The organism is Exiguobacterium sp. s125 (assembly GCF_018618605.1).
GTDB classification, from domain to species: Bacteria; Bacillota; Bacilli; order Exiguobacteriales; family Exiguobacteriaceae; genus Exiguobacterium_A; species Exiguobacterium_A oxidotolerans.
This window is the reverse complement of sequence record NZ_JACSMI010000001.1, coordinates 1,382,238-1,401,499: the sequence shown is the minus strand read 5'-3', so window position 1 is coordinate 1,401,499 and position 19,262 is coordinate 1,382,238. Positions and strand designations below refer to the sequence as shown.

Below are 19,262 nucleotides of genomic sequence, written 5' to 3'. Positions count from 1 at the left end.
GCCTCTCCTTTTGTTTGTTGCTGTCGTCCGTCCATCTTTCAGTAGTTTGTCACAACTTTCTCTGAAATCGAAGCACGTCCCTATTTTTTCAAGCGGGACTACGTTAAAATCAAATGGGAAAGTGAAGTGAGAAGGGGTTTATGATGACAAATTCAGCGTACAAAAAAACAGCACTCGCGACATTAAAAGGCAACTGGTTTGTTGGGCTAAGCATTTCAATCGTCTATTTTGCGATTTTTGCCTTAGCGGCCAGTCGAATGTCGTTTGATCAAGAAGACATCGGAAGTATGATGAAGTTCGTTGGCTTGAACATCGTCGTCACGATTATTTTGGCACCAGTCACGGTCGGACGGACGATTTCCTACTTACGGTTCGTTCGAGGAGAAAAAGCCGGCATCGGAACGTTGTTCGAAGGATTCGCTTCGTTGAAATCATATGTCCGGACGATTCTTTCGTACACGGTCGTTACACTGCTCGTCTATGCAGGATCATTTTTGATTTTACCGGCGATCTATTTCTATCTTGTTTACCGACTCGTCCCGTATATTCTCGTCGATCGTCCGGAACTGTCGTTTATTCAAGTATTAGGAGAGAGCCGACGGATGATGCGTGGACAGAAACGACGTTTGATCAAACTCTACATCAGCTTCATCGGTTGGGGAATTCTCGCCTTGTTGAGTACGGTCGGTGTCATCTTCCTGACGCCGTATTTCGATACGACGATGGCGCATTTTTATGAGAAATTAAAAGCAGAACGGCCGACAGCGGCTGAATGATTGGTACGGATGGGTCCTCTGAGAAATCGGAGGACCTTTTAAGTTGGACTGGATTTGGAGTAAACCAACCGTTCGCGCCTTCCTACCTTGCCTCGTCTCACAAAGTGGTACAAATGTACTGCTATTCGCCAGGGAGCAATTCAAGACGGACGGCTCGGTTGAATCGTTCTGTTTTTCAAGAAGGCAAAGATAATATGCTCAGAGGTATGCTGTTTGTGAGTCATGTAATGGTAAATTCGGAGTAAACCGACCGTTTGCGCCTCCCTCCCTTGTCTCGTCTCCCAAGCGGCAGTGATTTGTGCCGCTTCGCTTCGCTGCGCTGCAGGGTCACAAATGCACTGCTATTCGCTAGGGAGCGATTCAAGACGGACGGCTCGGTTGAATCGTTCTATTTTTCAAGAAGGCAAAGATAATATGCTCAGAGGTATGCTGTTTGTGAGTCATGTAATGGTAAATTCGGAGTAAACCGACCGGTCGCTCGTTCCAGTCTTGCCTCGTCTCCCAAGCGGCAGTGATTTGTGCCGCTTCGCTGCGCTGCAGGGTCACAAATGCACTGCTATTCGCTAGGGAGCGATTCAAGACGGACGGCTCGGTTGAATTGTTCTATTTTCAAGAAGCCAAAGATAATATGTTCAGAATCGCTTCGCTTTTCGTGACTCCTACGGGAAAAAGCGCAAGGTCACCTTGCGCTGTCAGAGCCAGGCGAGACCCTGCTCCTTGTTCGTCAGAAGCAAGGAGCAACGGCTTGCGGCTCGCCCGAGGAAAGCACGGGAAGCAAGAAGCGGTTGCCGCAACAAACGGACTTTGCCCTTTATGATTTCTATGTGGAAAGCACGAGAAGCAAGAAGCGATTGCTGCAACAAACGGACTTTGCCTTTATGATTCCTATGTGAAAAGCACGAGAAGCAAGAAGTAATTGTCACATACGATTTCTCATTAATCGATATCAAGTAATCAAAAAAGGTCCACCCAACTGAATCGGGCGGACCTTTTTGTTACGGTTGCTGCTGCTGTGACTTTTCAGCGAGTAATAAATAGAGTGCTTGTGTACCAGACTCACCGTGCCCCATCGCTGCGAGCTCGTCATACAGTGATTTGACGAGCGCGAGACCCGGTGTCGAAATTCCCATCTCATCCGCCCGTTCAAGTGCAAGACGCATGTCTTTGATGAAATGTTTGACAAAAAATCCTGGTGAATAATTCTCCGCGATGACACGCGGAATCAAGTTCTCGAGTGACCAGCTGCCGGCAGAACCACTTTTAATCGTCTCGACGAACTGCGTCGGGTCGATACCGGAGCGCGTGACAAACAATAACATCTCAGCTGTCCCGATCATTGAACCGGCAATTGCAATCTGGTTTGCGAGTTTCGCCGATTGTCCTTTTCCGGGACCGCCGAATAATGAAATCGAGCGTCCCATCGCCTCAAACAATGGTTTGACGTCAGCGAAAGCCTGTTCTTGACCACCGACAAGAATCGCGAGTGTCCCGTTTTTCGCACCAAGGTCTCCACCTGTGACAGGTGCATCGAGTGAAACGAGCCCGTTTGCTTGTGCCTGCTCCGCGATTTTGACGGCGAGCGCCGGGCTTGATGTCGTCATGTCGATGACGATCGTCCCGGGCGCAGCATTCGCTAAAATTCCGTCTTCACTGAAGTAAATCTGTTCGACGTCTTCCGGGTACCCGACGATTGAAATGACGACGTCTGCGCCGGTGACGGCTTCTTTAATCGTGTCGACGATCGTCGCCCCGTCCTGTTCGAGCGGTAAGCCTTTTTCTTTTGTCCGGTTATAGCCTTTGACGGCAAAACCGGATTTCAGTAAGTTCCGCACCATTCCTTGCCCCATGACACCGAGTCCAATAAATCCTACCGTTTTCGTCATCCGTGATTCCCCCTGATTGCATCGGTCTGACCGATGAATTGTTGCGTTACGAGTTTATTATACAAAACATTCGTCTCGACGAGGGTGTCGTGTGTCCCGATGCCGGAAACCCGTCCGTCCTCAAGAACGATAATTTGATCCGCGTGACGGACTGTCGCCAGGCGGTGAGCGATGACGAACGTCGTCCGTCCGCGCATCAGACGTTCGAGTGCTTCCTGGACGACACGTTCCGATTCTGAGTCAAGGCTTGACGTCGCTTCGTCGAGCAGTAAGAGTTCCGGATCACGCAGCAAGGCACGGGCGATCGCAATTCGTTGCCGTTGTCCACCCGACAGTTTGACCCCGCGTTCGCCGATTTCCGTCATGTAGCCGTGCGGGAACGACTGAATGAAGGCATCGGCATTCGCCATTTCGGCAGCATCGCGGATTTCCTGTTCCGTCACGTCACGGACGAGTCCGTACAGTAAATTATCACGAATCGTTCCCGACAAGACGGGTGAATCCTGGGCGACGTAGCCGATTGCCCGGCGCCAGCTTTCAAGCCGGAACGTCTCGATGCCGTCCGGTCCGAGTGAAATATCACCTGACGTTGGTTGATAAAACCGTTCGAGTAACGCAAACAACGTCGATTTTCCAGAACCGCTTGGTCCGACGATCGCCGTCGTCTGGCCGTGCGGCAAAGAAAAGGACACGTCATGCAGTAACGTCGTCTCATCATAGCCGAACGAGAGCTGATTGAATTGAACCGCTCCGAACGGACGGGTGACGTCACGCGTTCCTTGTTGCTCCGGCTGTTCTTCGAGAAGTTCCGAAATTCGTTCTGTCGCCCCGCGTGCTTTCTGGAGCTTCGAAATGAATTCGGTCATCGTCACGAGCGGGGTCATGATTTGGAACAAGTAGAGTGAAAAGGCGACGAGCTCACCGGCAGAAATTTGGTTCGTCGAGACCCGGTAAGCACCGAAGCCGATGATGATGATCAGCATCGATGTCAGCGTCACGTTGAACAGCGGTAACAGAATCGCTTGAATCCGACCTTCTTTGACGCCGAAGCCGAAGAGATTCTCAATCTTTTCGTTTCCACGGTCCATTTCGTAAGACTCGGTCGCTTGCGATTTGATGAGCCGGACTTCGCTCAACATCTCGGCGAAGAAGCCGGATAATCCAGCGAGTTCTTTTTGTGTCGCCCGGGAAATCTCATGCAGTTTCCGGACGAGCGGGATGATGATCAGTAACGTCAACGGAACGGCGATCACCATGACAAGCGTCATCTGCCAATCGAGGAAAAATAAAATCGTGATGGCCCCGATGATGGAAACGACGGATGTCAACAGGCGGACGAGCTGCTCCGACAACAACTGTTGTAACGTCGTCGCGTCATTGTTGAGGCGGGAGACGAGCTCCCCTGATTTTGTTTCATCATAAAATGGAACCGGTAGACCGAGGAGATGTTTCCACAGTAATGTCCGCAAGTTGGCGACGATGCGTTGCCCGGCAATCTGGAGCCAGTAAATCGAAAAGGCGTTACTGACGAGTTGGACGAGAAAAACGACGATGAATAAGGAAATCAGTCCGGGTGTCAGCCGATCGACCGAGAAATTATCAATCAGTGATTTCAGAAACCATGGAATCATCAGTGCTGCTAATGCCTGGATGACCGATACGGCGACGGCTGCTGATAGCAGACCGACAGGGGGATTACTTTTTTTGAGAAGATGTAAAAATGATTTGAATGTAGCTTGCTCCATACGGGCACTTCCTTTCCTATCTATTGTCTTGCGAAAACGGACTCGGGTCAACTTATAGCGATTCGCTTGACAGTGTTTCTGTTTCTCGCGGACACTGAAGACAGATAGGTAAACAGAGAGGAAGAGGGAAATGAAAGTATTAGTCGATGCCGATGGGTGTCCAGTCGTTGATTTGACAATCCGGTTAAGCGCCGGGGCGGACGTGTTTTTAGTCTGTGATACAGCGCATGAATTTAACCGGGCGGGGGCGACGACAATTACAATTGGACAAGGTCCGGATGCGGTCGATTATGCAATCGTCAACCGGATTTCACCGGGTGATATCATCGTCACACAAGATTATGGACTGGCGGCACTTGCCTTAGCACGTAAAGGACGGCCGATTGACCAAAATGGACGAATCTTTACAGATGACAATATTGATTTTCTCTTGCATACGCGGCATGTCGACCAACAAATTCGTCGGGCCGGCGGACGGACGAAGGGACCGAAAAAGCGGACGCGCCTAGAAAACGAGCAATTTGAAGTGTCCTTCCGCTCCTTACTGAAGCAAGAAGAATTCAAATGATGTATGCCCGCCTTCTCATACGCGTGGTATAATTTTAGAAACGATTTTTCAGCTAGGAGGAAGAAATTCATTGAAAAAAGTCATGCGGTACCGTCCAACTAAAAAAACACGACCATATCGTTTGAAGAGTGGATCGTTTCCTTCGATCGAGCAAAGTGCGGACGTCACGACGGATCAGCAACAAATCGGTCAGCTGAAACACGACTTGCTCGCAGCCGAAGATAAATTAAAACACCGAAATGAAATCATGGAAACACTCGCGACACAAAACGTCGAATCTGCGTGCGAGACGCTTCTGTTGAAGCTACTTCCACTCATCGGATTGACGCGTGGTGCAATCATTCTCTACCGGCGCGAACAACTCAGTCATGTCGTGACAGAGGCGGTGGAAGAGATGGAGTTGATTGAAAAGGACTTAGATCAATATTCCGTTTTGCGCCGTGCATTCGTGATGCGAAAGTCCGTCCAACTGCCGATTGAAACAGGAGGATATGAGTCCGCGATTCCAATCCAGTCACCGAGTAACAACAGTGTCGTCGGGTTGATTTATTTAAAGCATGAGTTCGAGCAATTTAATTTAGAACAAGTCGGAGACATCTTAGACTTGTCACGCAAGCTCGGGATGACGTTAGAGCGACACCTCTTGTTCCATCAGATGGAGCATGAAAAAATCAAGACGTACCAGTTACTCGATTCGATTCGCGAAGCAGTCCTCTACATCGAGAGTAGTGGCGAACAAATCTATGCCAACCAAGCGTTGCTCGATATGTTCCCGCCAAAACTGTTGAATCAAGCACAAGGATTTCGGCATGCCTACGAGCGGGCGACATCGCTGTTTGAGCACGTCGACCAACCGGATGCGTTGCACGATTATATTGGTCAGCTGATGAACGGTGATATACCGGGTGAAACGATTGAACTGTCAGCCTTTCGAGGCAATCTCTTGCTCAGTGCCTATGCGGAGCGGATTGCGATTGCGAACGTCGAGTGGGGCATGATGCTCGTCTTGCGCGATGTGACGAAAGATAAAGAACTCGACTTGAAGCAAGCTGAATTCGTGTCCATCGTCTCTCACGAACTGCGGACGCCGCTCTCTTCAATCATGGGATTCACAGAATTGTTGATGAAGCGTTCCCTCGACGGACCCCGTCAAAAGAAATACCTTGAGACGATTTATTCCGAGACCGTCCGTTTGTCTGAGCTGATCCACGACATCCTCGAAATTCAAAAGGGTGAAGATTTGACGCAAGGGGCAACGAAAAGAACGATTGATTTAAAGAAACTGCTGATTGAAATGAAAACGATGTTCGAGTTAGCGAGCAGTGAACATACAGTTCGGATGGCGTTCGGTTCAGGGGCGCATCTCTTGATGGCAAGCGAAGAAAAAATGAAGCAATTGTTTACGAACTTAATCATGAATGCGATCAAATACTCACCGAATGGTGGAAACATCGAGATACGTACTGAAGTGACAGCACAAGACGTCCGGATTGAAGTCGAAGATGAAGGGATCGGTATTCCGGATAAGGCGTTACCGTTCATTTTTGATAAATTCTACCGGGCCGATAACTCAGATACCCGGAAAATTGGCGGGACAGGTCTCGGACTTGCGATTTGTAAAATGATCGTCATGGACCATGGGGGGGCGATTTCTGTTCAGTCAGAAGTTGGTGTCGGAAGTCGCTTCATCGTTGAGTTCCCGATTCATCCGATGTCATGATACGAAAGGAGGCAGCACAATGGATAATTCTCAAAGCCGCTACGAAGCCTTACATCCGCTCGTCGAAGAAATTTTAGAGAAACTCAGTGAAAAAATTGGCGTCAATTCGTTATTTTTCGCACTGAATGATTCAAGTAGCAACTTCATCGTCAAAGCAATCAATCAAGATCAAGAATTGATTGAAGAAGGATCGACGCATGTGTTCAACCACGTCCTTTGTAAACTGGTCATCGATGAGAATGCAGGGAAAATTCAAATCAATGAGTTATTGACGAGTCCATTGACGGTCGACCATCCCGTCACAAAGGCATTAGGAAACGGGAGCTTTCTTGGCGTCGCAATCAAAAACGCCGACAATGAGAAAATCGGAACGCTTTGTGCCTTTGACGATCGACCATATGACTTCTCGGCGAGCGATTTAGCATTGATTGAACATTACGCTGATATCATCAGCAAATCGATCAGTGTCGAAACATACGTCATTAAAGATGCCTTGACGGATGTGTACAATGAACGGTACATGAACCGTTTGATTTCAAGTGTGACGATTCATCCGGCATTTTTAATGGTCTTGAACCTGGATAACTTTCACGCTGTCAATGCCAAATTCGGATACCGTGTCGGCAACCGGGTTTTACAAGTCCTCGCCGACCGGCTGAAATATGTTCCGATTCCGAATCATGTTGTCGGACGGAAGGACGGCAATGAATTCATCATTCTTGCGCCGCTTGATGAACGAGAGTTTGAACAAACGGGTGCGATGTATGCCGATTACATCATGGCAGCAATCGAGGCGCCGATCGCGGACATCGGATTTGAACCAATTCATTTGACGGCGTCGTCCGGTGTCAGTTTGTTGACGGGGGATTATACGAACCGACAGACGCAAGTCTATGCGGCAGAGGCCTTGATGCAACAAGTGAAGCTCGATGGGAAAAATGGAATGCTGTTCGTCAATCAACAGCGGGAGTTCGAACAGCATCCGTTCGCTTCCGTTCTTGAAGAAGAGTTGACGCATGCGTTAGAACGCGGGCAATTCGAACTGTATTACCAGCGGATTCTTGATATGAAGCGAGGGATGACCGTTGCGGTCGAAGCCTTATTACGCTGGAACCATCCGGTGCTCGGATTCGTCAGCCCGACTGACTTCATTCCAATTGCAGAACGTATGGGGGTCTTTGGCGACATCGGTCGATTTACGATTCGCCAAGCGATTGCCGATCGCGAACGGTTCGAAGCAGAATTCGACTTACCGGTTTCGGTTGCGGTCAATCTTTCCGCGAGTCAATTTCAGTCGAATCAACTGTTAGAAGAACTCTTGTCTTTTTCGAAGCAAGCAAACTTTAAACAAGATCGTGTCGTCCTCGAGATTCGGGAAGAAGTATTGCAGACAGGACGGAAAAAAGCAATTGAGCGCCTTCAACTGTTACGAAGCGCGGGATACCGCTTGACGGTCGATCATTTCGGTAGCCATTATGCATCGCTCAATTCATTGCTTCATCTACCGGTCCAGGCGGTCAAACTCGATCCGATCTTCACCCGACGTTTGGCTCAAAATCAGCTCGAACAGTCGATGATCCGGTCGGTCTATGCCTTGACGGAGGCGCTCGGTGTTTCGCTCGTCATTCAAGAGGTCGAGACATTATCGCAATACAGGCAGGTAGAAATGCTAGGCGAACGTTTATATGTCCAGGGGCACTATCTGCATCATCCGCAACCGCTCGATAAGTTGATTACGGACTTTGCGAAGAAAATGCAACCTCTTGATGTTTAACGGAAATCGTTCAGGGAATACTCTTAACTGTAGCTTAATTTTGTTAAGGGGGATTTCTCATGAATGAACAACACGATAAAGAAACAGATCCGATTACATCAGGTAATCAGATGACGAACGATGAAATTGCGGGACGTGATAAAGACGCGGCACCGGATACTCGCGACAAGCACGATCAAGCAAAAAACCAAAAAGCGGATGCTGAGAAATCAGACGATGCGTCCGAACAACCGGATCTTTCGCATGAAGCAGACGATGACTCTGACGTCGAAGCGAACGAGGAAACGAATCAAGATAACTAAGTGAGCGAACCGTATTCGTTCCACGCACCTAAAAGGCATCCACTCTTTCAGATGAGTCGATGCCTTTTTGAATGCAAATAAAGAGGTAGTCTGGCAAAGACTTCTTTTTCGTTCAATCGGGCGGAACGGGACCTCGCTTTTTTACGGCGAGCAGATGGAATGTTGCATTTGCTTCTGCATATTCAGTATATGTGTCAGCGAGCGTTTCCCATTCATAAGGAGAATCAGAAAGAATATTTTTTAATACCTGTTCGCGGTTTGTCCCTTGCAGCATGCAATTGACGAAGACTGCGCCTTCGCGCAACTGGTTCAAGATGTTGTTTACGAACGTCGTTTCGTTCTTTAAATCAATTTTATGGAAATGCAGCATCGAGTCTAACAACACGACATCGATCTGTTCGGAAATCGGAAAGGCATAAGCATTGCCGACAATGCTTTCGACAACATAGCCCTTTACTGAAGCGTGTTGGTTGAGCTGGGTGATGCCGACGACGGAATGATCGACACCCGTCACGGTATAACCCAACTGTCCGAGTAACAAGGCGTCCCGTCCTTGACCACATCCTAAATCGAGCACGTGTCCCTTCGGTTGATATTCACTAAAAAAAGAGACGAGTCCCGGATAAGGCTGTCCGAAATAATTTTCATCTAAATAATACGTATCGTACGCAACTTTTTTCATGGGAAACCTCCTGTAGGATCATCGTCAAGCATCGCTACTGCTACTCCCCGCATCGCCGTCAAATCCGCCGTCGACCATTCCGCCATCTGTCGCATGCGACGTGTCAGTAATATCGATTGGAAACAGTAAAAAGGGGACTGTTTCCGTCGCCATGTCGTCGATCGTCGGAGCGAGTTGAGCAAACAGTTGTTGCAGTGTCGGATGATTCGCAAGATAGAGCCGGACAGCCGTTAAAAAAAGTAAGTCTTTTCGATGCTTGAAGTGGACATCCGAGCGGAGTTGCTCGACGATTTGGTCGAGTTTTGAAGCATGTTCGGCAGGATCACCGAGTAAGGCGAGCAGACCGTGGAATGCAAGTGGGATGTGAGATTTACGATAACGTGCGCGCGACGCCCGTAATTGGTCGACATACGCCTCGAAATCGTCTGCAGGTAAAAGTGAAAATAGGAGAGCGACGATATAGGTCTGTTGGGCGCGACCAAACGGTTTCTTCAACAGATCGTAAGCATCTTCCACTCGTGCAAGAAGATGCTCGACCTCACCGCGCTTGTAACATTGGAAAAAGAAGAATGAGCCGAGTAAAGGGGAAACGATGAAACGGTGTTGTTTTTTGGCGAGTCGGTAAAGGGATAACGTCCGATGTAAGTGAGCATCCGATGGATTAAGCCGGCTGATCAGCAGAGCGGTCGAGAAGGCATTTGCAGGATGCGTCATGCGATGCGTCGCAAAAAAACTTTGAATCGACATCATTTCCGTGATGCGCTCAAACGGAGACGCATCAAAAGCGTGGATTTTCGATGCGAGGAGCAGTGCCTGGGTCTGGTGCGAATGTAAGTGAAGTTCGATGTAATCAGCAGTCTGTTCGAGCGTCGAAAATTCTGTCGCATAATGACCAATCGTTTGATCAAAAGCAAGTTCGATCAAGATATTGTCTTGGTAGCTAACAAAATACTGTCCTACGTCTTCGAGCTGATGCAAAAAGCGTGTGCTTTCCTCCATCACAGCCCACCCCCATCTTCATTTTCCCTATTTTACCATGAGCACCCGGTAGAAGTTAACCGTCGAGTTGATCAATCATTCGTTCGGCGGCACGTCGATAGAGATTGCTCATATGTGCAAGTGAAAGGATTTGTTGCAGCTGATCGATTGGTTCGTTTTCATCAGCCGACGCTTGCTCAGCTTCGAATGTCTCTAGATTCCGTACCGTGTTTTCCAGGTAGCTTGCATAAAAGGCTTCCAGATTGAGCGTCTCGTTTGCGACACCTTGATTCAATTCAGTCAATGTTGCTTTGATGTCATTGATTGAGACGGTTCCTTTCAGTTGATAAATCAAGCTGATCAAAATGAGATGATTCTTCGTATACTTTTTATTCGTGACGGGGAAAAAGAGTTTCTTTTTCGCGTAATTGTTAATCATCGTCTTCGTCAAAATCGTTTCGCCTTCTGTCCGCGTCGTTGCTTCAAACGTCCGTTCGAACAATTGAATGACTTGATCCATATATAAGTCGATGTTCGGAATATCGTCTAACTGGAGTTGGCGATCGAGCGGTCGCAATTTGTCGTCATCGTGTGTCATTAAAAAAACCTCCATGAAATTTACAGGTAATGCTTTCTATTTCTCTACTATATGATAAGATATCTATATAACGCCATGTAGTATTGAAAACTACATAACTTTTGGAGGGTAACTTATGAAAACGTATATGCGCGAACCGATTAATGGATTGACTCATCTCGGGGGAGCCGTCTTTGCCTTTGTCGGACTTCTTGCTCTAGTCATCAAGGCCTCACTTGAACGGGGCGCGGCCATCGCCATTGTCGCGGCCATCATTTTCGGAGTCAGTATGATCGCCCTGTATTCCGTCTCGGCAACTTATCATATGGTACTTGCAAGTGACCGGGCGATCGCGATTTGGCGCCGCCTTGATCACTCGATGATTTATTTATTGATTGCCGGATCCTACGCACCGTTTTGTCTCATCAGTTTGAACGGACCGACCGGTTGGGTATTGTTCTCGATTGTCATGTTGATTGCCGTCTTCGGAATCACATTTAAGTTAGTCTGGTTCAACAGTCCGCGTTGGTTATCGACGACGCTTTATATCGGAATGGGCTGGATCATGGTCTTCGCGATCACGCCGCTTGCCGCAGTTCTGTCGCCAGTCGGAATCGGCTTACTGTTCCTCGGCGGAATCTTTTATACTGTCGGTGGAGTCATTTACGGATTGAAACCAAGCGCATTATCGTTCAAGCACCTTGGTTTCCACGAAATTTTCCACGTCTTTGTCTTACTTGGAAGTCTCGCACACTTCTGTTGCGTCTATTTCTTCGTCATTTAACGTTCATGAACCGGGTACGACGGAGACGTCGCACCTGGTTTTTTGATTAAAAGGCGCAGGATTCGGGAAAACTATCAGTGAACTGGAATTAGAGAATGGAGGGTGAACGATGCAAGAACAGGATAAAGCATTGATTGCGCAAGCTGCACTCGCATATGTAAAACCCGGCATGACACTCGGTCTCGGTACGGGTTCGACGACACGCTATTTTATTGATGCTGTAGGAAAAGCAGTGGACGAAGGATTAAAAATCGAAGCGATCGCGACGTCGATTGAGACGGAAGAACAGGGCAAGCGGCTCGGAATACCGATGCGTCAGTTACGTGATGTCGAACAGCTTGATCTCGTCATCGACGGAATTGACCAGATTGATGAACAGTTCCAAGTCATCAAAGGTGGCGGCGGCGCATTGTTCCGGGAAAAGCTCGTCGCGCTGCAAGCACGCGAAGTGTTGTATCTCGCAGACAGCTCGAAGTTCGTCCGCCAGTTGATGGGACCTTTACCGGTCGAAGTCGAACCGTTCGGACGGACACACGTCGAACGACTTCTTGCGGACAAAGGAATTTCCTATACACACCGCGAAACGGCGGGAGAAGCATTCGTGACGGATGGAGGCCATTTGATTTTGGATGTCGCCCTGGATCGTGTCCCGGACGTCGCCCATTTCGTACGGGAATTGAAGTCATGGAGTGGTGTCATCGAAACCGGTTATTTTGAGCGGCAACCGGATCATGTGTTGACTCTAGAACACGGAAATATCAAACTGCTTGCCCACCCGACGCTACGGAGCGGTGGCGGAATCGTTTGAACTTGACTCAACGTAGTCGGGATAGATAAGTAGTGCATCATTACTCGTTTTTTTAAGGAGGAACAGTCATGAAGCTACGGAAGCGATTTTTATTTGGAGCCGGTGTATTGGCAGGTACAGGACTTGTCATGAAAAAAATAAAATCACGCCGCCCGCCGAGTCATTTGAAGGAGTATTTGGACCACCTCGATCAAGATGAGAGTCAAGATGCGGATAAAGACGAGGATGAAGTAGGATTGACGAAGCTTGATTCGATATACCGATCAGAGTGGCAAGCGAACGGATTCCCGCGTTCGCAACAAGAACTCGATGAATTAGATAAATAAAAAAATGACAGAAGTCCGCTTCCGGATTTCTGTCATTTTTTTTAGTATGTAAGAGACCCGGCGATGATTAAGCCGATTGATAACGAGAGGAACAATAACAATAAACCAACGGCTTCGTTGTTGGCATCGATTTCCTTCGTCATGCTGAGACGCGGAATGAGCAGATCGGCAAGATAAAACAGGACGATTTGGAAAACGATCGCGAGAGCCCCCCACAAAACCATGTCGAGGATGCTGACAGAGTTTGCGATACTTGAATAAAGCACGATCGCAAGTCCGAGGATCCGTCCGCCGAACGCATAGACGGCTGCTTTTTTACCTTGACGAATCAATTCCATTTCCTTTGATTTCGTCGTCACTTCAAACAGGACAACACCGATTGCGAGCAAGAGCGTCGCTACACCGATATAGGCGAGTGTTGATAAAAACAAGTCACTGAATGCCATACCATTTCCCCCTTAAGAACGTTTCTTGTTGTTGCGGTCTTTTTTTTGCTGAATCGCGACATAGAGCTCAAGTAAGGCACCTACTAAAATCCCGGCGGATACATACAGATAAAAATTATCTCCGATAAATCCAAACAATAAACCGAGGAGAAGACCAATGAAAATGTACGGTCCTTTTGTTAACTTCATATTCTTCACCTGCCTTACTATCAAACGTAGCTGATTTTTTTGATTACGTCCATCCTTAATTGAATCACGTCGTCGTCGCGATCTCTTCTTGTACGGAGTGGAGCGTGACTTGGTTTCGACCGGATTGTTTAGAAGCATACAGTGCTTGATCGGCATGGCGGACTAAATGATCAATATTTGCAGTCGTCTCTTCAAAGCTTGCGACACCAAAGGATGCCGTCACGCGGAGTGTTTGCCCGGTCTGCGTCGTGAAAGGGGCAGTTTCAATGCGCTCACGCAATTCTTCAGCGAGGGCCAAGACGCGCGTTAACGCAAGATTTGTGATGATGAGTGAAAATTCTTCACCGCCATTTCGTGACAGGTAGCCAGTATCTCCGACTCCATCACGTAACCGTTTTGAGAATTGACGTAACACGTCGTCACCAGCCTCATGCCCGTACGTATCATTGACCGACTTAAAGTGATCGATGTCAATCATGACGAGGGCGACCTGCTGCTCATTGAAGATACTTTGCCGTTTAATGTCCGTTAAGTAATCTGAAAAAGCACGCGAGTTGTGAAGACCCGTCAAAAAGTCGATTTGCGCTTTATGTTGGAACGTCCGTAACGCAAGCTTCGTCATCCGGATGTCTTGGATGATGAGTAAAGTCAACCAGCTACTGACGAAAGACGCAGGGGTGATGACTGACAGGATTTCGACGATTTGACCGGTATCGCGTAAGACGATGCCTAAAATGACAGCGTGCAGAAGTGTCGCATAAAGCGTCACCGTCATGAAGGTCTTTTTTGAATACAAAGGCATCAGTTTGACAATCAGGGAGATACCGACAGCGAGACTGATGATGAAAAAACATGCCGCATAAGCTGCAAAATTCGTACTGATGGTAAAGCGGTAAACGATGATGGCGACAGTCACGATGAACGTTGGCAATGGGCCAGCGAAATAGGCGGCGACAATGACCGGGATATGCCGTAAGTCGACTAAAATTCCAGGGGCCGGTTCAATCGTCATCTGCATCAACACAATCGCGAGGACACTCAAACATAGACCATATAAAATACGCAGTGACTGTTTAGAATCCTGTGTAATCGGTTGAGAAGATAATTTTCCGAGTAAGTAAAAACCACTCATTAAAAAAGTGATATTGTGAAGAACATCATAGATGATTGTTTTCATATGTCGCGGACTCCTTTTAAACCAATTATGTCTATTGTACTATAATGCCGACATCGATTTTCAAAAAAATATCATTAGTGCTTCGTCTGATCGTTAAGAAGTGGGCATATTCTCTCATGACTTCAAAAAATACAGGTGTCCTCAACGGTGAACATGAGATGTATGTGTTTATTTGACTAAATGGTTTATTTAATTAGTGAGATAACGCGGGAAAGAAAAAAAGCATTCAGCATGACAAGGAATGGGAGCTTACGATAGAATGGAAAATGGTAAAAGGGGGAGGGCACATGATTACATTACATACGGTCAGTAAAGCATTTTCCAAACAACCCGTCATTCAATCAGTATCCTTAATGATTGAACAGGGTGAGATTCATGGCATCATCGGTGCGAGCGGAGCAGGTAAATCGACACTGCTTCGGCTGATGAACCTGCTCGAACGACCGGATGAAGGCGACATTGAGTTTGATGGCATCAATTTGCTTGCTTTACCGCACCATAAATTGCGGGGTGTTCGCCAAGACATCGGGATGATTTTTCAAAACTTTAATCTGGTCGCGAATAAGACGGTCGAACAGAATATTTTGGTATCCCTCGAACTCGCGCGCGTGCAGAAGCAGGAGCGTTCCGTGCGGGTTCAGGACTGCCTCCGGTTCGTCGGATTGGAATCCATTCCTGACAAGTACCCAGCCGAACTGAGCGGCGGTCAGATGCAACGTGTTGCAATTGCCCGTGCGCTTGCCAATCGGCCACGTGTACTCTTATGTGACGAACCAACGTCCTCCCTCGACCCAAGTACGACGTCGGAGATCTTACGGGTTCTTCAAAACATTAATCGGACGCTTGGTGTCACCATCGTGCTCGTCAGCCACGAAATGAACGTGATTCAGAGTATTTGCAATCGCGTCACGATTATGGAGAACGGTCAGATTCGCGATACGGTCGCGACTGAACCTGCAGGTGTTGCCGAAATCACGAGTGATGCGGGTTGGTTCTTAACGCAGTTGACCGAACGGGGGAACGCGGATGCCTGACATATTAATCGAGTACGCAGGGGAAATCAGACTTGCCATCGGACAAACGTTCGTGATGGTAGGGGTCTCGATTTTTGCTGCAGTGCTGATCGGACTGCCGGTCGGAACGTTGCTGTTTTTATCGCGGAAAAATCAGTTACTCGAAAATCGCTTCCTGTTCTCCGGTTTGAATCTGCTAGTCAACACGGTCCGCTCCTTTCCGTTTTTGTTACTTGTCGTCTTTTTGATTCCGTTTACACGGTTGATTATCGGTACAGCCATCGGGACGGCAGCAGCGACCGTTCCACTTGCGATTATCGCGATCGCCCATTATTCCCGGCTCGTCGAACAATCGTTACTTGATGTACCAAAAGGCGTCATCGAAGCAGCGATCTCAATGGGCGCGTCGACACGAGAAGTTGTCGTGAAATTTTTATTCGTTGAGGCCCGGTCCGGACTCGTTCTCGGTCTGACGACATCGATCGTCAGTTTTATCTCCTACTCGACGATCATGGGAGTGGTCGGTGGAGGGGGCATCGGAGATTTTGCCGTACGGTACGGGTATCAGCAATTCCAGACTGAGTTGATGATGTACATGATCCTGATTATGGTCATCCTCGTCCAATTGATTCAATTCATAGGTACGACAGTAGCGCGATTGATTGACAAACGTTAAAAGAAAGTAGGAAATGAAATGAAAAAACTGATGATGATGTTGACAATAGTTGTCCTGGCCTTAGCAGGTTGCGGAAATAGTGATGACAGCGATACCGGTTCTACGGAAGAGACGAAAACCTTGAAGGTCGCGTCACTGATTAAACCGATGACGGAAATTCTTGATCTCGTGAAACCACAGTTAAAGGAAGACGGGATTAACCTGGAAGTCGTCGTTCTGAGCGATAACGTTCAGCCAAACAGTGCGCTGGCAGCGAAAGAGGTCGATGCAAACTTCTTCCAACACGTTCCGTATATGGAGGAATTCAATCGGAATAACGATGCGAACCTCGTTCCGATCGAACCAATCTATTTTGCCAATTACGGTGTCTACTCGAAAGAATATAAATCAATCGATCAACTACCGAAGGGGGCCGTCATCGCGATGGCGAACGACGTCTCTAACATCGACCGTTCGCTGTCGTTACTCGCCCAGCATGACGCGATTAAATTGAAAAAGAAGACAGGATCTTACTATACGATTAAGGACGTCGTTGAGAATAAACAAGATTACAAGTTCAAGGAAGTGGACTTATTGATGCTCGCGCGTCTTTATGATGATGCTGACGCGGTCGTCATGACACCGGCTTATGCAGCACCGCTCGGTCTGACGCCGAAACAAGATGCACTCGTCACGGAAGGCATCGAGAATGACTTTGCGATTACCCTCGTTGCCCGGAAGGACAATCAGGATGTGGAAGCGATTCAGAAGCTTGCGAAAGCGATGACGAGTCCGGAAGTCAAAAAGTTCTTAGAAGAAAATTATGATGAAACGGCGATACCGGCTTTTAACTGATACTCAAACAAAAGTGACTTGTCGGACAATCGCTAGAACTCAGTTTAAAAAATCACCCGCTTCACACGTCCGCTCGGCGTCGTGTAAAGCAGGTGATTTTTTTAAAACGATTGTTGATTAAAGCACAATAGACGGTCTGCCTGATCAACTCAAAACCGCTTTAATGTGCCGTCAATTGTTTTGCATAACCGCTTTGCTCTAAAATATCGCCTGTCGGTAGATGCGTCCATTTTTCAACGGAAGTGTCGGGATTTTTCTGAATGAAGTCGGTCATAATCGTATTTCCGATTGCATAATTCGACCAACCGGGGATCTGCAAATCAGAATTACCGTTCTGTAAGTCTGAAAATTTGGCGTGATACGAATTTACTTCATGCAGAACATGCTTAAAGGAATGGTCGAGCAGCGGTTCTGTCCAAGGTGGATTGACATCTGGATAAAGACCTTTCGCAAATAAGTCCGCTTTTCCTTCCGAAATGATATTATCGGCAATCGATGAAATTCCAAGCTTTTCGAGTAAAACGGTGTGATGGTATTCATGGGCAACTGTATAGGCAAGCATCGATTGATCGACATCACGATCGATATAAAGCACTAACAGGTTTTTGGCGAGTGCAATTCCTGTCACACCACCCATCCGTTTGTTATTCACGGGATTATCTGAATTAATTGGAGCGACTAGAACGACTAAATCGTTTTGGCGGGGTAACTGTTTTGATGCTTGTTGTAACGATTGTTTAATTTGTTGCTGTATCTCGGTTTGATGCTGCTGTAAGTAGGTAACATTTTCTTTTAAGTGTTTGAGATCGTTCATCGGTCGGTCGAGCGGATTATAGACACCAAGCTGTTCCGAAACCTGCTCCTGCTCACGGATACGATCGTTTTCCTTTAAAACGTATTTTTCGAACAGCGCTCCGTTTTCAGTCGGAGCTTTCAGTGCTGCATCGACATATGACTGATAGACATCGTAAAGTGGGATGATCTTAATTGTTTTATCATCTTGCGTGAAGGTAATACCCGTCGGCTTGGTTTTTTGTGCTTCCGGTTCCTCGGAGCACCCGGCGAGTAAGCTGGCCAAGACGGCACTCACGATCAATCGTTTCATTCCGATCACATCCTTTCTTTTGGTCTGTGGGAGAACGTTCGAAGAAACCATTTTTTGAAACATTTCTTCTTTTGTTAGCGTATAGTAAGATAATGTAAGAATCAATTTGATTATGGATTTTATTGGATTACACACTAGGAGGGAACCGCGTGCGGAAAAGTTATGAATTCTTTTTGCTTTACAACAAAGAAATGTTCTTCAATAAGTTTGCTTATCTCTATACGCTCGCCGTACCACTCGTCATCATTCTCCTCAATCACTTCGACTGGTTCAAGGATTCCCCGACGTGGACGGTCTTTCAGTCGGCGATGATTCAATTCTTTGCGATCATGATTGTGTTGACTGCAATCAATGGAATTGGCATATCATTACTCAACCAACGGGAGAGCGGCTTTTTGAAGATGTATACGTTTTTGTCCGGGCAAAAATTCCCGGTCATCTTCGGACGTCTCATGTCGCAATGGTTTTTCCTCACGTTGAACATGTTCGCTGCCAGCCTGATGATGGCGGTTTTGTTTCATCAACCGTTGCTGAAGACCGTGCTGATGACCGGATTGCTTGCGCTCATCATCCCGTTACCGGTCTTTGCCTGTAGCCTGCTGATTGCAGCACTCCCATTGAAGCCGGAGACGATGACACCGCTCGGGACGATTTTAATTTTTGCCGTCTTCATTTTCATAGATGTATTTGAACTGACGGATAATCGATTGCTTGCGTATTTTTCATTCCTGAATCCGGCGAATTTAATCTTGAATGAAGCCCGCTTCCTGACAGGCAGTGTCAGTGACGGGATGATGGGCTTGTCGATTCTGACAGGCATCCTGGTTTATTTAGTAGTCGGCTACGTTGCCTATCAGCGGTTGTCGATCACGTCAAAAACAAATCGTTAACGGAAGGGG

Annotated in this window: 21 protein-coding genes; 12 read left to right on the top strand and 9 right to left on the bottom strand. The window is 47.5% G+C overall.

Going from position 1 to position 19,262, the window contains the following annotated elements:
• The first annotated feature begins 143 nt into the window (after positions 1–143).
• The gene (locus KNQ05_RS07160) at positions 144–776 is read left to right on the top strand and encodes a DUF975 family protein (RefSeq protein WP_088836796.1); all 633 of its coding nucleotides are present in this window, start codon (positions 144–146) and stop codon (positions 774–776) included.
• A gap of 995 nt (positions 777–1,771) precedes the next feature.
• On the opposite strand, the gene KNQ05_RS07155 is transcribed toward KNQ05_RS07160, so the two are convergent.
• Together KNQ05_RS07155 and KNQ05_RS07150 are read right to left on the bottom strand one after the other, a co-directional pair.
• The gene (locus KNQ05_RS07155; protein ID WP_088836797.1) at positions 1,772–2,659 is read right to left on the bottom strand and encodes an NAD(P)-dependent oxidoreductase; all 888 of its coding nucleotides are present in this window, start codon (positions 2,657–2,659) and stop codon (positions 1,772–1,774) included.
• Positions 2,656–4,404 (bottom strand): ABC transporter ATP-binding protein, encoded by a 1,749-nt coding sequence (locus tag KNQ05_RS07150; protein ID WP_214801194.1) that lies wholly within the window; start codon positions 4,402–4,404, stop codon positions 2,656–2,658. Before KNQ05_RS07150 ends, KNQ05_RS07155 begins: the two co-directional genes overlap by 4 nt.
• A gap of 130 nt (positions 4,405–4,534) precedes the next feature.
• Between KNQ05_RS07150 and KNQ05_RS07145 the strand changes: the two genes are divergently transcribed.
• The 4 genes from KNQ05_RS07145 to KNQ05_RS07130 all read left to right on the top strand — a co-directional run bounded on the left by KNQ05_RS07145 (position 4,535) and on the right by KNQ05_RS07130 (position 8,768).
• Positions 4,535–4,972: a YaiI/YqxD family protein gene (locus KNQ05_RS07145; RefSeq protein WP_214804932.1), complete on the top strand. Its 438-nt coding sequence runs from the start codon at positions 4,535–4,537 to the stop codon at positions 4,970–4,972.
• Between the two features lie 70 nt (positions 4,973–5,042).
• A complete protein-coding gene (locus tag KNQ05_RS07140; RefSeq protein ID WP_251132424.1) occupies positions 5,043–6,692 on the top strand; it encodes a sensor histidine kinase in 1,650 nt (549 codons plus the stop codon).
• 19 nt (positions 6,693–6,711) lie between these two features.
• Complete coding sequence (locus tag KNQ05_RS07135) at positions 6,712–8,466, top strand: EAL domain-containing protein (RefSeq protein ID WP_214804930.1); 1,755 nt, start codon at positions 6,712–6,714, stop codon at positions 8,464–8,466.
• 59 nt (positions 8,467–8,525) lie between these two features.
• The gene (locus KNQ05_RS07130) at positions 8,526–8,768 is read left to right on the top strand and encodes a hypothetical protein (protein ID WP_214801197.1); all 243 of its coding nucleotides are present in this window, start codon (positions 8,526–8,528) and stop codon (positions 8,766–8,768) included.
• A 112-nt stretch (positions 8,769–8,880) separates the two neighbouring features.
• Here the strand turns inward: KNQ05_RS07130 and KNQ05_RS07125 are convergent, their stop codons facing one another.
• Genes KNQ05_RS07125 through KNQ05_RS07115 form a run of 3 tightly spaced genes read right to left on the bottom strand, consistent with a single transcriptional unit; the run spans position 8,881 to position 11,026 of the window.
• Positions 8,881–9,450, bottom strand: a complete 570-nt coding sequence (locus KNQ05_RS07125; protein WP_214804928.1) for a class I SAM-dependent methyltransferase — start codon at positions 9,448–9,450, stop codon at positions 8,881–8,883.
• Positions 9,451–9,474: 24 nt separating this feature from the next.
• Positions 9,475–10,449 carry a DUF4003 family protein gene (locus KNQ05_RS07120; protein ID WP_214804926.1) on the bottom strand — a complete coding sequence of 325 codons (975 nt, stop codon included), beginning with the start codon at positions 10,447–10,449 and terminating at the stop codon, positions 9,475–9,477.
• 55 nt (positions 10,450–10,504) lie between these two features.
• The gene (locus KNQ05_RS07115) at positions 10,505–11,026 is read right to left on the bottom strand and encodes a DUF1836 domain-containing protein (RefSeq protein ID WP_214804924.1); all 522 of its coding nucleotides are present in this window, start codon (positions 11,024–11,026) and stop codon (positions 10,505–10,507) included.
• Positions 11,027–11,141: 115 nt separating this feature from the next.
• Here KNQ05_RS07115 and trhA point away from each other — a divergent pair, with 115 nt between their 5' ends.
• From trhA to KNQ05_RS07100, 3 genes are all read left to right on the top strand, one after another.
• Positions 11,142–11,789 (top strand): PAQR family membrane homeostasis protein TrhA, encoded by a 648-nt coding sequence (trhA, locus tag KNQ05_RS07110; protein ID WP_088836805.1) that lies wholly within the window; start codon positions 11,142–11,144, stop codon positions 11,787–11,789.
• 109 nt (positions 11,790–11,898) lie between these two features.
• Positions 11,899–12,597 (top strand): ribose-5-phosphate isomerase RpiA, encoded by a 699-nt coding sequence (gene rpiA, locus KNQ05_RS07105; protein WP_214767460.1) that lies wholly within the window; start codon positions 11,899–11,901, stop codon positions 12,595–12,597.
• Between the two features lie 68 nt (positions 12,598–12,665).
• A complete protein-coding gene (locus tag KNQ05_RS07100; protein WP_088836807.1) occupies positions 12,666–12,923 on the top strand; it encodes a hypothetical protein in 258 nt (85 codons plus the stop codon).
• A gap of 41 nt (positions 12,924–12,964) precedes the next feature.
• On the opposite strand, the gene KNQ05_RS07095 is transcribed toward KNQ05_RS07100, so the two are convergent.
• The 3 genes from KNQ05_RS07095 to KNQ05_RS07085 all read right to left on the bottom strand — a co-directional run bounded on the left by KNQ05_RS07095 (position 12,965) and on the right by KNQ05_RS07085 (position 14,735).
• A complete protein-coding gene (locus KNQ05_RS07095; protein WP_029333388.1) occupies positions 12,965–13,369 on the bottom strand; it encodes a DUF350 domain-containing protein in 405 nt (134 codons plus the stop codon).
• Between the two features lie 12 nt (positions 13,370–13,381).
• Positions 13,382–13,558: a hypothetical protein gene (locus tag KNQ05_RS07090; RefSeq protein WP_167331096.1), complete on the bottom strand. Its 177-nt coding sequence runs from the start codon at positions 13,556–13,558 to the stop codon at positions 13,382–13,384.
• A 64-nt stretch (positions 13,559–13,622) separates the two neighbouring features.
• Complete coding sequence (locus KNQ05_RS07085; RefSeq protein ID WP_214804922.1) at positions 13,623–14,735, bottom strand: GGDEF domain-containing protein; 1,113 nt, start codon at positions 14,733–14,735, stop codon at positions 13,623–13,625.
• 287 nt (positions 14,736–15,022) lie between these two features.
• On the opposite strand from KNQ05_RS07085, the gene KNQ05_RS07080 reads away from it, so the two are divergent.
• The 3 genes from KNQ05_RS07080 to KNQ05_RS07070 are packed head-to-tail and all read left to right on the top strand — an operon-like array spanning position 15,023 to position 17,258.
• Positions 15,023–15,769, top strand: coding sequence for a methionine ABC transporter ATP-binding protein (locus tag KNQ05_RS07080; protein WP_214804920.1), 747 nt, complete (start codon positions 15,023–15,025; stop codon positions 15,767–15,769).
• A complete protein-coding gene (locus KNQ05_RS07075; RefSeq protein WP_088836810.1) occupies positions 15,762–16,424 on the top strand; it encodes a methionine ABC transporter permease in 663 nt (220 codons plus the stop codon). Before KNQ05_RS07080 ends, KNQ05_RS07075 begins: the two co-directional genes overlap by 8 nt.
• An 18-nt stretch (positions 16,425–16,442) precedes the next feature.
• Positions 16,443–17,258, top strand: a complete 816-nt coding sequence (locus KNQ05_RS07070) for a MetQ/NlpA family ABC transporter substrate-binding protein (RefSeq protein ID WP_214804918.1) — start codon at positions 16,443–16,445, stop codon at positions 17,256–17,258.
• Between the two features lie 160 nt (positions 17,259–17,418).
• Here KNQ05_RS07070 and KNQ05_RS07065 read toward each other — a convergent pair whose 3' ends face one another.
• Positions 17,419–18,363, bottom strand: coding sequence for a DUF2268 domain-containing putative Zn-dependent protease (locus KNQ05_RS07065; protein WP_214804916.1), 945 nt, complete (start codon positions 18,361–18,363; stop codon positions 17,419–17,421).
• 149 nt (positions 18,364–18,512) lie between these two features.
• Here KNQ05_RS07065 and KNQ05_RS07060 point away from each other — a divergent pair, with 149 nt between their 5' ends.
• Positions 18,513–19,253: a hypothetical protein gene (locus tag KNQ05_RS07060; protein WP_214804915.1), complete on the top strand. Its 741-nt coding sequence runs from the start codon at positions 18,513–18,515 to the stop codon at positions 19,251–19,253.
• The last annotated feature ends 9 nt before the right edge of the window (positions 19,254–19,262 follow it).

Bases quoted from the DNA above. Each gene is read 5' to 3' on its own strand.
- KNQ05_RS07160 (WP_088836796.1), top strand. From the start codon at position 144: ATGACAAATTCAGCGTACAAAAAAACAGCACTCGCGACATTAAAAGGC.
- KNQ05_RS07155 (WP_088836797.1), bottom strand. From the start codon at position 2,659: ATGACGAAAACGGTAGGATTTATTGGACTCGGTGTCATGGGGCAAGGA.
- KNQ05_RS07150 (WP_214801194.1), bottom strand. From the start codon at position 4,404: ATGGAGCAAGCTACATTCAAATCATTTTTACATCTTCTCAAAAAAAGT.
- KNQ05_RS07145 (WP_214804932.1), top strand. From the start codon at position 4,535: ATGAAAGTATTAGTCGATGCCGATGGGTGTCCAGTCGTTGATTTGACA.
- KNQ05_RS07135 (WP_214804930.1), top strand. From the start codon at position 6,712: ATGGATAATTCTCAAAGCCGCTACGAAGCCTTACATCCGCTCGTCGAA.
- KNQ05_RS07130 (WP_214801197.1), top strand. From the start codon at position 8,526: ATGAATGAACAACACGATAAAGAAACAGATCCGATTACATCAGGTAAT.
- KNQ05_RS07125 (WP_214804928.1), bottom strand. From the start codon at position 9,450: ATGAAAAAAGTTGCGTACGATACGTATTATTTAGATGAAAATTATTTC.
- KNQ05_RS07120 (WP_214804926.1), bottom strand. From the start codon at position 10,449: ATGGAGGAAAGCACACGCTTTTTGCATCAGCTCGAAGACGTAGGACAG.
- KNQ05_RS07115 (WP_214804924.1), bottom strand. From the start codon at position 11,026: ATGACACACGATGACGACAAATTGCGACCGCTCGATCGCCAACTCCAG.
- trhA (WP_088836805.1), top strand. From the start codon at position 11,142: ATGAAAACGTATATGCGCGAACCGATTAATGGATTGACTCATCTCGGG.
- rpiA (WP_214767460.1), top strand. From the start codon at position 11,899: ATGCAAGAACAGGATAAAGCATTGATTGCGCAAGCTGCACTCGCATAT.
- KNQ05_RS07100 (WP_088836807.1), top strand. From the start codon at position 12,666: ATGAAGCTACGGAAGCGATTTTTATTTGGAGCCGGTGTATTGGCAGGT.
- KNQ05_RS07095 (WP_029333388.1), bottom strand. From the start codon at position 13,369: ATGGCATTCAGTGACTTGTTTTTATCAACACTCGCCTATATCGGTGTA.
- KNQ05_RS07090 (WP_167331096.1), bottom strand. From the start codon at position 13,558: ATGAAGTTAACAAAAGGACCGTACATTTTCATTGGTCTTCTCCTCGGT.
- KNQ05_RS07085 (WP_214804922.1), bottom strand. From the start codon at position 14,735: ATGAAAACAATCATCTATGATGTTCTTCACAATATCACTTTTTTAATG.
- KNQ05_RS07080 (WP_214804920.1), top strand. From the start codon at position 15,023: ATGATTACATTACATACGGTCAGTAAAGCATTTTCCAAACAACCCGTC.
- KNQ05_RS07075 (WP_088836810.1), top strand. From the start codon at position 15,762: ATGCCTGACATATTAATCGAGTACGCAGGGGAAATCAGACTTGCCATC.
- KNQ05_RS07070 (WP_214804918.1), top strand. From the start codon at position 16,443: ATGAAAAAACTGATGATGATGTTGACAATAGTTGTCCTGGCCTTAGCA.
- KNQ05_RS07065 (WP_214804916.1), bottom strand. From the start codon at position 18,363: ATGAAACGATTGATCGTGAGTGCCGTCTTGGCCAGCTTACTCGCCGGG.